9 protein-coding genes are annotated in these 12,393 nt (G+C 69.0%); 2 read left to right on the forward strand and 7 right to left on the reverse strand.

Annotated features, from left to right (window positions below; translation table 11 throughout):
* Window positions 1-390: 390 nt before the first annotated feature.
* On the forward strand, window positions 391-1,650 hold the full coding sequence (locus AC6HZP_RS05355; RefSeq protein WP_497525701.1) for a metallophosphoesterase family protein: 1,260 nt from the start codon (window positions 391-393) through the stop codon (window positions 1,648-1,650).
* Window positions 1,647-5,111, forward strand: coding sequence for an ATP-binding protein (locus tag AC6HZP_RS05360; RefSeq protein ID WP_497525702.1), 3,465 nt, complete (start codon window positions 1,647-1,649; stop codon window positions 5,109-5,111). The genes AC6HZP_RS05355 and AC6HZP_RS05360 overlap by 4 nt, the downstream gene beginning before the upstream one ends.
* A gap of 477 nt (window positions 5,112-5,588) precedes the next feature.
* Here the strand turns inward: AC6HZP_RS05360 and AC6HZP_RS05365 are convergent, their stop codons facing one another.
* From AC6HZP_RS05365 to AC6HZP_RS05395, 7 genes are read right to left on the reverse strand one after another with little or no spacing between them, the layout of a single operon-like run.
* Window positions 5,589-6,869, reverse strand: coding sequence for a cysteine desulfurase-like protein (locus AC6HZP_RS05365; RefSeq protein ID WP_497525703.1), 1,281 nt, complete (start codon window positions 6,867-6,869; stop codon window positions 5,589-5,591).
* Between the two features lie 31 nt (window positions 6,870-6,900).
* On the reverse strand, window positions 6,901-7,650 hold the full coding sequence (locus tag AC6HZP_RS05370; protein WP_497525704.1) for a cyclase family protein: 750 nt from the start codon (window positions 7,648-7,650) through the stop codon (window positions 6,901-6,903).
* A gap of 4 nt (window positions 7,651-7,654) precedes the next feature.
* Window positions 7,655-8,830, reverse strand: coding sequence for an ABC transporter substrate-binding protein (locus AC6HZP_RS05375; protein ID WP_201402606.1), 1,176 nt, complete (start codon window positions 8,828-8,830; stop codon window positions 7,655-7,657).
* Window positions 8,827-9,876, reverse strand: a complete 1,050-nt coding sequence (locus AC6HZP_RS05380) for a branched-chain amino acid ABC transporter permease (protein WP_497525705.1) — start codon at window positions 9,874-9,876, stop codon at window positions 8,827-8,829. Before AC6HZP_RS05380 ends, AC6HZP_RS05375 begins: the two co-directional genes overlap by 4 nt.
* Window positions 9,873-10,775 (reverse strand): branched-chain amino acid ABC transporter permease, encoded by a 903-nt coding sequence (locus tag AC6HZP_RS05385; protein ID WP_201402608.1) that lies wholly within the window; start codon window positions 10,773-10,775, stop codon window positions 9,873-9,875. The genes AC6HZP_RS05380 and AC6HZP_RS05385 overlap by 4 nt, the downstream gene beginning before the upstream one ends.
* Window positions 10,772-11,503, reverse strand: coding sequence for an ABC transporter ATP-binding protein (locus AC6HZP_RS05390; protein WP_497525706.1), 732 nt, complete (start codon window positions 11,501-11,503; stop codon window positions 10,772-10,774). The genes AC6HZP_RS05385 and AC6HZP_RS05390 overlap by 4 nt, the downstream gene beginning before the upstream one ends.
* Window positions 11,490-12,275: an ABC transporter ATP-binding protein gene (locus tag AC6HZP_RS05395; RefSeq protein ID WP_497525707.1), complete on the reverse strand. Its 786-nt coding sequence runs from the start codon at window positions 12,273-12,275 to the stop codon at window positions 11,490-11,492. The genes AC6HZP_RS05390 and AC6HZP_RS05395 overlap by 14 nt, the downstream gene beginning before the upstream one ends.
* Between the last annotated feature and the right edge of the window lie 118 nt (window positions 12,276-12,393).

Here is a 12,393-nt window from a genome sequence, read left to right on the forward strand (position 1 = left end):
GTAGTCAACTGGAGTCTTCGTGATCGGTGGGATTCGAGGGCTTGGATGTTGGGGCCTTGCTTGAACCTCCCCCTTGAAGGGAGGTCGAAAACGCCTTCGCGTTTTCGGGAGGGGGCGCTTTGCGCAGCTTGCGGCGAATTCGGGAAGAACCCCCCAAGACCGCCAGCAGGCGGTCTTGACCCTCCCTAAGGGGAGGGTTCAGGGCATCGAGCTTCCCGGGACGAACGATGGACCAGACCGCATCCCGAAAAGCGATGGCTGCGGCGATATCCCCGGATGGTAAACTGGCGAAAGGCCGACTGAGTCGCGCCGATACCGCCACGGACGCCGCCGGTCCGCCTTGCGCAGAGCGCGCCCGCCGATTGCCGGTGGGACAAGCCACGGGGAACCATGTTTCGCTTCATTCACGCCGCCGATCTCCATCTCGACAGCCCGTTGCGCGGGCTGGCCCGGCGCGGCGAGCTGGCCGGCGTGTTTCTCGAAGCCTCGCGGCGCGCGCTCGAAAACCTCGTCCAGGCGGCGATCGATGCGAAGGTCGATTTCGTCGTCATCGCCGGCGATGTCTATGACGGCGACTGGAAGGACTATGCGACGGGGCAGTTCTTCGTCCGCGAGATGGGCCGGCTGGCGCGCGCGGATATCCGCGTCTTCCTGATCCGCGGCAATCACGACGCCGAGTCGCTGATCAGCAAGAGCCTGACCCTGCCTCCCAACGTCTTCAGCTTCTCGGTGCGCTCCGTGCAGACCGAGACGATCGAGGATCTCCGCGTCGCGCTGCATGGGCGCGGCTTCGCCAATCGGCACGTGCCGGACAATGTCGCGCTGACCTATCCCGCGGCGAAACCCGGCTATTTCAACATCGGCGTGCTGCACACCTCGCTGACCGGCCGCGACGGCCACGACGCCTATGCGCCGTGCTCGGTCGAGGACCTCGCCCGCGCCGGCTACGACTATTGGGCGCTCGGCCATGTCCACAAGCGCGAGGTGGTCTCCGAGAACCCGGCCATCGTCTTCCCCGGCAATCTGCAGGGGCGGCACGCGCGCGAGACCGGGCCGAAAGGCGCGACGCTCGTCACCGTCACCGACGGCCGCATCACCGACATGCAGGCGCTGACGCTGGACGCGGCGCGGTTCGAGGCGGTCGAGATCGACGCGGCCGGGCTGGCCGATCCGAGGGCGCTGCTCGCCGAGGCGCGGCGGATCATCGCCGAGACGCGCGACGGCGCCGAGGGACGGCCGTTGGCGCTGCGGCTGACGATCACCGGCGAGACGGCGCTGCACGATTATCTCTCGGTCCAGGCCGAGCAGATCCGCGAGGAAATGCAGGCGCTCGCCTGGGAGGCGGGCTCCGACATTCTGATCGAGAAGGTGCGCGACCGCACCACGCCGCCGCGCGGCGAGGCGCGGCTTTCGGCGCTCCTCGGCTTCGACGCCATTCTCGCCGATATCGCTGCCGACCCCGCTTTCCGGGCCGAGATCGCCCGCACACTTGGCGACATGCGGGCGCGCACGCCGGCGGATGCGCTGGCGCTGCTGGACGCAGCCGATGCCGAGGCCGATGTCGTGGCGGGCAGCGTCATCGACGCCGCGACCGAGGCGGTGCTGGCGGCGCTCGGCCATGTCGGCAACGAGCCGGAGGGCGCGCGATGAAGCTCCGTTCGCTTGGCCTCGAACGCTATGGCCGCTTCACGGATCGCGTGCTGGAATTCTCTTCCGAAGCGCGCGTGACCGTCATCGTCGGCGCCAATGAGGCCGGCAAGACGACGGCGCTGGCAGCCGTCGCCGACGCGCTGTATGGCATCGAAACCCGGTCGCGCTACAATTTCCTGCATGATTACAAGACGATGCGACTCGCCGCGACGGTCGAGGCGCCGGATGGGCGGACGCTCTCCTTCGCCCGGCTGAAGCGGCTCAACGCGGCGCTGGTCGATCCGGCCGACGAGAAGCCGTTGAATGACGATGCGCTGGCGCCCTTCCTCGGCGCGCATGACCGGCAGGCCTTTCTCGACATTTTCGGCCTCAACCAGAAGCGCCTGCGCGAAGGCGGCGAGAAGCTGCTCGCCGGCGGCGGCGACCTCGCCGAGACGCTTTTGGCGGCGGCGCCCGGTCTCGGCCATGTCGCGGCGCTGCGCGACCGCTTCCAGGACAGTGCTGCCAAGATCTTCAATCCGGCCCGCAAGACGTCGAGCCATCTGTTTCACGTCGCCGTCGACAAGCGCGCCCAGGCGCAGCGCGCCATCCGCGAGCTGGAGCTCCGCGTCGACGAAGTCCGGAAGTTGCGCGACGAGGCCGAACGCGCGGCCGAGGCGCGCGGGGCGGCGGAGCGCGACGAGCGCGCCGCCGACATCGCGCTTGTCCGGGCGCGCGGGCTGGTGCAGGCGGCGCGCGAGTTGCGCATTCTCGACGGCCAGGCGCGGGCGCTGGCGGCGCTCGGCGAACTGCCGGCCGTGCCGGCCGGCTTCGCCACCGGCGCGCGCGAAGCCTTGCAGCATCTCGCCTCGGCGCGCGAGCGGCATCGCTTCGCGGACGATGAGGTGGCGCGCGCCAGTGCGGAACGCGACGGCATCGACCTCGACGACGCGATCCTGCCCTTCGCCGAGACCGTCGAGGTCGTCGATGGCGAGCGCGCGGCCGTCGCCAAGGAATTGTTGAGCCTGCCGAACCGGCGCGCCGAGGCGGCCGAGGCGCGCGCCGCGCTCGAACGGATCGCGCAGGCGCTCGGCCTCGCCGACGTGGCGCGCCTGCTCGCCTCGCTGCCGGACATGCCGCTTCTGGCGCGGGCCGAGGACCTTGCCGATCGCAAGTTCACGGCCGCCGCGGCGGCGGAAGCGCTTTTACGCGAAAAATCGCGGCAGCTGGCCGATCGGCAGCTCGCCGAGACCGCGCGGGCCGGGCTCGGCCATGTCGCCGACCCGACGCCTTTGCAGCGCCGGCTGGCGCTGCTCGACGGCGCCGAGGAGCGCGAGCGGGCGCTCCGCCAGCTGGAGCACCGGCTCGGCGCGCAGCGGGCGCAGCTCGGCGAGCGGGTCGCCCGGCTCGGCCATGGCCTCACCGACGCCGACGCGCTCGCCGCCCTGCCGCTGCCTTCGCTCGGCGCGGCGGAGGCGACGCTCCGGGACCTCAGGCTGGTCGACGATGCGCTCGGCCGGCTGCGGGAGGCGCTTTCGGCGCTTGAGGAAGAGGATGGCCGGGTCGAGGCGCGGCTGGCGCTGTTGAAATCCGGCCGCCCGGCGCCGACCGACGCGGCGATCGCAGCCGCCCGCCGGGACCGCGACATGGCGTGGTCGGCGCTCCGGCCGCTGGCGCTCGGCGAGCGGCCACGGCGCGACGGCGACCTCGAGAGCGTCGTCCATCTCGACCGGGCGCTGATCTCGGCCGACCAGCTTGCCGACGAGCGGCAGGTCGAGACGCAGCGGCTCGCCGAGCTGGCGCAGGCCGAGCGCGACCTCGCCGATCTCGCCGTGCGCAAGGACGCGGCGCGGAAGCGCCTCGCCGAGGCGACGGCGCGGCACGTCGCGGTGCTGCGCGACTGGACGGGGCTCTTTGCGCCGTCGGCGCTGACGCTCGAGGCCGACGACCGGGCGCTGGCGTTGTTGCGCGAGGTCGAGAGCATCCGTCAGGCGCGCGACCTCCTGCGCCAGGAGACGGCGCAGGCCGAGGCGCAGCGCGAGTCGATCGCCTTCGAGCGGGCCGAGACCGACCGGTTGCGCGCCCAGCTTGAGCTCCCGACGCTCGGCGATGCGCCGCTCCGCATGGCCGACCTGCGCGACGCGATCGCCGTTGCCGAGGCGCGCTTCCGGAAGGCGCGCGACCATGAGCGCGACCTGAAGCAGCTGGACGCCGGAGAGGCCGATCTCGCGGCGCGCGAACAGGCCGCCGCCGAGGCGCTGGCGGCGCTGGTCGCCGAGGCGGGCGAGATCTTTCCGCGCCTTTCGATCCGGACCGAGGCGTCGGCCGGCGAGGCGCGCGCGGCGATCGATCTCTGGCGTGACGCGCTGCGGTTCGCCGCCGAGCTCGGCACGGCCGAGCGCCGCATCGCCGGCATCGAGCGGGACCGTGATCAGTTCGTCGCGCGCGTTGCGGCACTTTTGGGTGAGCTTGGCGCCGCCGCTGAGGACGATCCCTTCGCGGCGGCGAAGCTGTTGCGCGGCCGTCTCGACCGGGCGCGGCAGCTCCGATCGCGCGCCGACGCGGTCGACGAGGCGGTCGAAGCCCGTCGGCGTGGCCTCGCGGTCGCGGCCGAGGCGCTGCAGGTGGCCGAGGCGGCGATGGCCGGGATCCTCGCGACCGCCGGCTCTGCCGCCGAGGCGCTGCTGGCGCCGCTGCTCGACCGGCTCGACCAGGCGGCCCTCTGCGCCGGGCGGATCGCCGAGGCGCGCGAGCGCTTCGAGGGCTTGAGCGGCGGGCGGAGTGCCGACGAGGTGCGCGCCGCGATCGACGGCCGCGACGACGAGGCGCTGGCGCTGTCGGCGGCCGAGCTCGAAGTGGCGCATGCTGATGCGCGCACGGCGCGCGACGCCGCGATCGAGATGGATACGCAGGCGCGCGCCGCGCTTCAGGCTCTCGAGCGGCGCGACGGCGCGGCAGCCGCGGCGCAGGACGAGCAGGACGCGGTCGCCGAGATCGCCGAGGCGGTCGAGCGCTTCAGCCGCGACCATGTCGCCGCGCGCCTGCTCTCGGCCGCGATCGAGCGCTACCGGGCCGAGCACCAGAACCCGATCGTCGAGCGCGCCTCGCACGCCTTCGCGATGCTGACGGGCGGCGACTGGAGCGGCATCGGCATCGATTATGACGAGGATCCGCCCCGCCTCGCCGCGCTCCGCGACGGCCGCCTGCTGGGTCCGGACGCGCTTTCGGAAGGGACGCGCGACCAGCTCTTCCTGGCGCTGCGCATCGCCGCGATCGAGGAGCATGCGCGCCGGGCGACGCCGCTCCCCTTCATCGCCGACGACCTCTTCATCACCTTCGACGAGAAGCGCACGGAAAACGGCTTCCGCCTGCTCGGCGAGCTCGGCGCCTTCACGCAGGTGATCGTCTTCACCCACCACCTCTACGTCGCCGAACGCGCGGTGGCCGCGCTGGGCAAGCAGGCGGCGGTGATCGAGTTGTGAGGTGGGACGGTGCCCGGGCGGGATGCGGAGTTCCTTTACCTCTCCCTGAGGGAGAGGTCGGCCCGAAGGGCCGGGTGAGGGTTTACGCCCTCTCCGGATGGTTCCCTAAACCCTCACCCGCCGGCCTGCGGCCGTCGACCTCTCCCTCAGGGAGAGGTGAAAGGAGAGCGTCCCCGCATTACGGGCCAGACGCTCAGGATGATGGATATCGAGCATCGCATGACTGCAGGGCAGCGTTGCGCAAGGGTCTCCCCAGGGAGAGGTGAAGGGGGAGGTCTGGCCCCGGCCTTTGCTCCACGCTCGCCGTCATCCCGGCCCCCGAGCCGGGATCCATTCAGCCGAGGCCTTGGGAAGTCAGGCCTGCGGATGCATGGATCCCTGCTTCCGCAGGGATGACGGCCAGGGTGGGACGGTTCAGGCGGGCCCGACCGGGGCGCGCAAACCTCGTTGCCTCTTCCTGAACAGGAACGCGGTGTGTTACCCCGCTCCCGTCGTCCACTCGCCAAAACTCGCGATGAACCGGTCGACTTCTTCCGCCGTGTTGTATTGCGCCAGGCCGACGCGGACGACGCCGCCCTTGTCGATCAGGCCGAGGCGGGTGGTCGGCTCGATGCCGTAATTGTGGCCGTGCCAGAGCGAGATGTTCTTCCTGGCCATCGCCTTGCAGATCTCGGTCGGATCGGTGCCGGCATAGGTGAAGGAGACGGTGGGGACGCGTCGCGACAGCGCCTGCTTCTCGGTCAGGCCCTGGATCTTCAATTTCGGGAAGGATTGCAGCCCTTCGATCAGCCTCGCCGTCAGGACGCGTTCATGCGCGTCGACGGCGTGCATGCCGGCGACGAAGCGCTGGCGCCGCGTCGCCTGGTCCGATGCGCCGCCGAACGTGCTGCCGATCCATTCGAAATGCTCGATCGCGCCGCGCACGCCGGCGAGCGACTCGCGGTTGGTGGTGCCGGTCTCGAATTTGCCGGGCGGCGTGTTGGAGGCGGCGCGAACCTTGTAGGCCTCGAGCTCGTCGAGCACCTCGCGGCGTCCCCAGAGCACGCCGTGATGCGGGCCGTAGAACTTGTAGGCCGAGCAGACGAGGATATCACAGCCGATCTCCTGCACGTCGATGACGCCATGCGGGGCGAACTGCACGGCATCGACATAAACCAGCGCGCCGACCGACTTCGCCGCCCGCGCGATCGTCTTCACGTCGTGGATCGTGCCGGTGACGTTCGAGGCATAGCCGATCGCCGCCACCTTGAGCCGGTCGGTGACGAGGCTGTCCAGCTGCGTCAGGTCGAACTCGAAGCTCTCGGGATCGAAGTCGATCCAGCGCACGACCAGCCCCATGTCCTCGGCCAGCATCAGCCAGGGCGCGACATTCGCGTCGTGGTCCATGCGGGTGAGCAGGATCTCGTCGCCGGGCAAGAGATCGCGGCCGATGGCGCGCGAGATCGCGAAGGTGAGGGTGGTCATGTTCTGGCCAAACACCACCTCGCGCCAGTCGGACGCGTTGAAGAGATCGGCCATCGCCTTGTGCGCTTCCTGCGCGTTGGCGCCGGCGCGCAGCGAGGTGTCGAAATAGCCGCCGAGATTGGCGTTGTCTTCGACGAGCGCCTCCATCATGCGGTGGATCACCCGGCGCGGCACCTGCGTCCCGGCCGGATTGTCGAAGAAGACGGGCGCGTCGGCCCGGTCGGCGATCGCCGGGAATTCACGTCGGATCGCCTCGATGTCCAGGCCTGTCGCAGCGGCGGTGCTGTCGCTCATGGCCGCTTCCTCCCGTTTTGATGTCACGCCGTTAGCGATGGATGGCGATGGCGCGCGCCGGAAATCCCGAGCCGCCTTCGGCCTTCGGCCAGCTCGCCAGGATCAGCGCGCCGGCCTCCGGCACTTCGTCGAGGCGGGCGAGCAGCTCGATCTGCCAGCGGTCGAGCGACAGCACATAGTGCTCCAGCGCATAGCTGCCGGCGGACGTGGCGAGGCCGGGATCGGTGTCGATCTGCTCGTGGCCGATCGCCGTGATGCCGCGCTCCTCGAACAGCGCCTCCAGCACGTCGCGGGACCAGCCCGGCGTGTGCGCGACGCCGTCGGCGGAGCGGTTGTAGAAATCGTCGGTATCCGGCCAGCGCTTCCACCAGTCGGTGCGCAGCGCCACGAAGGATTTTTCCGGGATGCGGCCGTTGCGCGCCTCCCACCCTGCGATGTCGTCCAGCGTCGGCGTGGCGTCGGCGTTTGCCGCCACGCGTTCGCTGATGTCGAGAATGACGAGCGGCAGCAGCATCTCTTCGACCGGGATCTGGTCGACGGTCCGGCCCCATTCGATGAAGTGGACCGGCGGATCGACATGCGTGCCCCATTGTCCGACGAATCCATAGCGATGGACCTGGAATCCATCGCCCCTGGAATGGTCGAACAGCACCTCGCGTTGCTCGTCCGGGAACAGCGCAAAGCGTGGCTGGCCCGGATGGAAGGCATGGCTCAGGTCGGTGAAGGTCGCGCCGGCGAGCTCGGCTCGAAAGAGTTCCCAGAGGCTGCTGCTGCCGTTCATGGTTTTATGGCTCCGGCACGTAGGTCGGGGCGGCCTCGCTGGCGAGCGTCAGCTTGCCGTCCTTGACGCCGATGACCGAGACGGACTTGTCGGGAACGGCGACACCCGGACGGTAGGTGATGGTGCCGGTGACGCCCGGCAGGCCCGACGTGGCGGCGATGGCGTCGCGGATCTTGGCGGGTTCGGGCGCGCCGGCGCGCTTGATGGCGTCGGCCATCAGCTTGACGGCGTCATAGCCGAGCGCCGCGAAGGAGTTTTCGGGCGCGTTGCCGGTCGCCTTCTTGTAGGCCTCGCTGAAGGCGACGACGGCCGGGCTGCCGCCTTCGCCCATGAAGGCATGCGTGGTGAAATAGGCATCGTTCGCGGCGGCGCCGCCGACTTCGACGAGCAGCGGCGTGTCGTAGCCGTCGCCGCCGACCACGGGCAGGTTGATGCCGGCCTGGCGGAGCTGCTTCAGGATCAGGCCGATCTCCTCGGCGTTGGACGAGGCGTAGATGAAGGCGGGCTGTTCCGGCAGCGCCTTGATCTTGGCGATCTGGGCCGTGAAGGTCTTGTCGCCGATCTTGTAGGTGTCCTGGCCGAGCAGTTTGCCGCCGCCATGCGCGTAGGCATCCTTGAAATAGTCGGCGAGCAGCGTCGTATATTCGGAGCCGATGTCGGTGAGCAGGTAGCCCGTCTTGGCATTGAGCTTGTTGAGCGCGAATTCCGCGCCGACGGCGGCCTGGACGTTGTCGCCGAAGGCGGCGAGGAAGACCTGGTTGCCGAGCTGTTCCGGCAATTTGGGCGAGGTGGCGCCCGGCGTGATGAACGGGATCTTGGCCTTGTCGACCTGCGGCCCGATCGAGAGCACGCTGTCGGAATCGGCGAAGCCGATGATGCCGACCACCTTGTCGCTGTCGATCAGCTGGCTGGCGACGGTCGAGATGACGGTCGCGTCGCTCTTCGAGTCATAGGTCACGAGCTCGATCGGGCTGCCGAGCACGCCGCCGCTAGCGTTGATCTCGGCGACGGCGAGCTTGGCGCCGTTCAGCATCGGCCCGTCGAGCGAGGCCTGCACGCCGGTGAGATTGGCCGGGAAACCGATCTTGATCGGATCCGCCGCCTGAGCGCCGGGGATCGAAATGGCGAAGGCGGCGCCGAGGCCCAAGCCGATGGCCGCCCGTCTGGAGAGCTTCATCATCTGTCTTTTCCCTCTTTATGATTATGGTTCGCCGACTTGCCGGAGAGACCGAACGTCAGTTCGCGGTCTCCCATGATCCCCTTCGGCCGGAAGATCATGATCAGGATGAACAGGAAGCCGAGCACGATCTGGCTGGCTCCGAACAGCGCCGGGACGGTGAAATCGCCGATCGAGAAGCCGCGCTCGACCGAGCGCAGCACTTCCGACAAGAGCGACACGCAGATGACGCCGATGATCGCGCCGGAGAGCGAGCCCATGCCGCCGAGAACCAGCATGGCGATCAGGTTCATCGTCATGGCGAAATAGAAGGTGTTGGGCGAGAACGAGCCGAGATAGTGGGCATAGAGCGAGCCGCCGACGCCGGCGAAGAAGGCGCCGATGACGAAGGCGAGCAGCCGGGCGCGCAGCACGCTGATGCCGACGGCGCTCGCCGCGATCGTGTCATCGCGCACCGCCTTCATCCGCCGCCCGAACGGCGAATAGACCAGCCGAGACAGCACCAGCAGCGTGATGGCCAGCCAGCCGAGGACCCAGGGCAGCGTCGTCGCCAGCGGCACGCCGGTGAAGGTGCGCGCGCCGCGGGTGAAATCCGAGGCGTTGATCAGCACGACGTTGACGATGATGAGGAAACCCATCGTCGCGACCGAGACGAAATAGCCGGAGAGCCGCATCAAGGGATAGCCGACGATGACGGCAAGCAGCGCCGTGAACAGGCCCGCCGCCAGCGTCGCCGGCAGGAAGGGCAGGCTGAACCAGTTGAGGAGATCCGGCAAATGCGGCAGCAGCGCCTTCTTCTGCTGCACCGTCAGCGACAGGATGCCGGCGGCATAGGCGCCGGCGCCGATGAAGCCGACATGGCCGAGCGAGAACACGCCGGTGAAGCCGTTCGAGAGCGAGAGCGACAGCACCAGGATGCTGTTCAGCGCCATCAGAAGCAGGATGCGGACGAAATAGTCGCCGACGACATGGGGGGCCGCGAAGGCGACGATGGCGGCAAGCACAAGTGCGGCGCCGACGGCGAGCGGAATGCGGACATCGGCCTTCACAGCTTGATCTCCCGGTTTGGCTGCATGAGGCCGCCCGGCCGGAACAGCAGGAAGGCGATCAGGAGAGCGAAGACGATGGCGTCGCGATAGGGAACGACGGTGTCGGGCAGGAAGGCGACGATGAAGATCTCCAGCGCGCCCAGCATGTAGCCGCCGAGCAGCGCGCCCGAGATCGAGCCGAAGCCGCCGATGATCGCGGCGACGAAGGCCTTCAAGAGCGGCGTGAAGCCCATCTGGGGCTGCACGACGCCGGCCTGCGCCGCCCAGAGCACGCCGGCGAGACCGGCGAAGGCGGAGGCGACGAGGAAGGCGACGATGATCAGCCTGTTCACGTCGAGGCCGACCAGCTGCGCCGCCGACATGTCCTCGGCCGCCGCGCGCATGCCGAGGCCGACGGTGGTGCGCGTGATGAACCAGCCGAGACCGATCAGCGAGACGAAAGTCAGCGCCACGGTCAGCACGTTGATGTTGGTGAAGGTGATGGCGCCGCCGGCGAGCTGCCAGGAGCTGTTCAGCATGTCCGGCAGCGGGAAATTGCGCGGCGACGAGGTGAACAGCAGGATGCCGAGATTTTCCAGGATGTAGGTGACGGCGAGGCTGGTCAGGAGCCGTGTCACGTCGGGGGCGTTACGGATCGGCCGGTAGGCGATGCGCTCGATCAGGAAGCCGGCGATCGCCGAGGCGAGAATGCCGCCGATCAGCGCGGGCACGAACGGCACGCCGATCGCGATCAGCAGCACGGTGGTGAAGGCGCCGACCATCATGACGTCGCCATGCGCGAAATTGGTCAGTTTCAGCACGCCGAAGACGATCGACAGGCCGACCGCGACCAGCGCGTAGAGGCTGCCGAGGCTGACGGCGTTGATCACCTGCTGGAGGATGTATTCGAACTGGCTCATTCGGCCGCCCCCAGATAGGCCTGCGCCACCCGGTCGTCGTCGCGAAGCTCGGCGGCGTCGCCCGAAAGCGCCACCTTGCCGGTTCGGAGCACATAGGCGCGGTCGGCGAGATTGAGGGCGAGCGCGATGTTCTGCTCGACCAGCAGCATGGTCATGCCCTGGCGCTTCAGTTCGGCCAGCGCCTCGAAGATGTGGCGGACCAGGAGCGGCGCGACGCCGAGGGACGGCTCGTCGAGCAGGAGCAGGCGCGGCGCCGCCATCAGGGCGCGGGCGAGCGCCAGCTGCTGCTGCTCGCCGCCCGAAAGCGTGCCGGCCAATTGCCGCCAGCGCTCGCGCAGGATCGGGAACAGCACGAACATCTTCTCGGTGTCGCGGGCGACGCCGTCGGCATCGGAGCGCGTGCAGGCGCCGAGGCGCAAATTCTCTGCCACGGTGAGGCTGCCGAACAGGCGGCGGCCCTCGGGGCTATGGGCGACGCCGAGCCGGACGATCTGCGGCGGCGAGCGACGGTTGATGACCGCGCCGTCGAAGCGGATCGTGCCCGCCTTCGGCCGGGCCAGCCCGGAAATGCTGCGCAAAGTCGTGCTCTTGCCGGCGCCATTGGCCCCGACCAGCGCGATCACCTCGCCCTCGCGCACGTCGAGCGAGACGCCCTTCAGCGCGCGCACGGCGCCGAAATTGACTTCGAGATCGTGGACCTGGAGGAGGGGCGTGTCAGCTGTGGCCAAGATACGCCTCCCGGACGCGCGGGTGGCTGCGCACTTCTTCCGGCGTGCCGACGCAGATCACCTCGCCGGTCGCCAGCACCTGGATGCGTTCGCAGAGCCCCATGATCAGGTCCATGTCGTGCTCGACGACGACGACCGCGACGCCGAAGCGGTCGCGGATGGTGCGGATCAGGCCGGCGAGCACCTTGGTCTCGTTGGAATCGAGGCCGGCGGCGGGTTCGTCGAGCAGCAGCAGTTCCGGCCGTGTCGCCAGCGCGCGGGCGATCTCGAGCCGGCGCTGGTCGCCATAGGGGAGGTCGGCGGCGAGGCGGTCCTTTTGCTCCGCGAGGCCCATCAGGTCGAGAAGCTCCGCCGCCACCGCCTCGGCAGCCTCGACGCGCCGGCGATAGAGCGGACCGCGCACGACCGAGGCGATCGGCCCGATCGGCTCGCGCAGCTGCGCCGCCGCCAGCACGTTCTCAGCCACCGTCAGTGTGCCGAACAGCCGCGAGCCCTGGAAGGTCCTGGCGATGCCGAGCGCGACGATGCGCGAGGTGCGCATGCCGACGATGGAGCGGCCCTTGAACTCGATGCGGCCGGAGTTCGGCTGCGAGAAGCCGGTGATCAGGTTGAAGAAGGTGCTCTTGCCGGAGCCGTTCGGGCCGATGATGCCGACAATTTCGCGCGGCCTGAGCGTGATGGTCTGGTCGCGCAGGGCGACGAGCCCCCGGAACGACTTGGTCAGTCCCGATGTCTTGAGCAGGATCTGCTCGTCCGATCTGCCATCCCGCAATGCCAAACTCGATCCCTCAAGAGAACTTGTTTCATGCAGTCAAACTGGTCGTTGTCTTTATTGTATCTTCATCGCCGAGATGGAGATTAAAATCGATGCAATATTATTTGCGCCGATC

The organism is Kaistia sp. SLG-1, from assembly GCF_059699055.1.

Coding starts and splice junctions, on each gene's coding strand:
- AC6HZP_RS05355 (WP_497525701.1), top strand. CDS start 391: ATGTTTCGCTTCATTCACGCCGCCGATCTCCATCTCGACAGCCCGTTG.
- AC6HZP_RS05360 (WP_497525702.1), top strand. CDS start 1,647: ATGAAGCTCCGTTCGCTTGGCCTCGAACGCTATGGCCGCTTCACGGAT.
- AC6HZP_RS05365 (WP_497525703.1), bottom strand. CDS start 6,869: ATGAGCGACAGCACCGCCGCTGCGACAGGCCTGGACATCGAGGCGATC.
- AC6HZP_RS05370 (WP_497525704.1), bottom strand. CDS start 7,650: ATGAACGGCAGCAGCAGCCTCTGGGAACTCTTTCGAGCCGAGCTCGCC.
- AC6HZP_RS05375 (WP_201402606.1), bottom strand. CDS start 8,830: ATGATGAAGCTCTCCAGACGGGCGGCCATCGGCTTGGGCCTCGGCGCC.
- AC6HZP_RS05385 (WP_201402608.1), bottom strand. CDS start 10,775: ATGAGCCAGTTCGAATACATCCTCCAGCAGGTGATCAACGCCGTCAGC.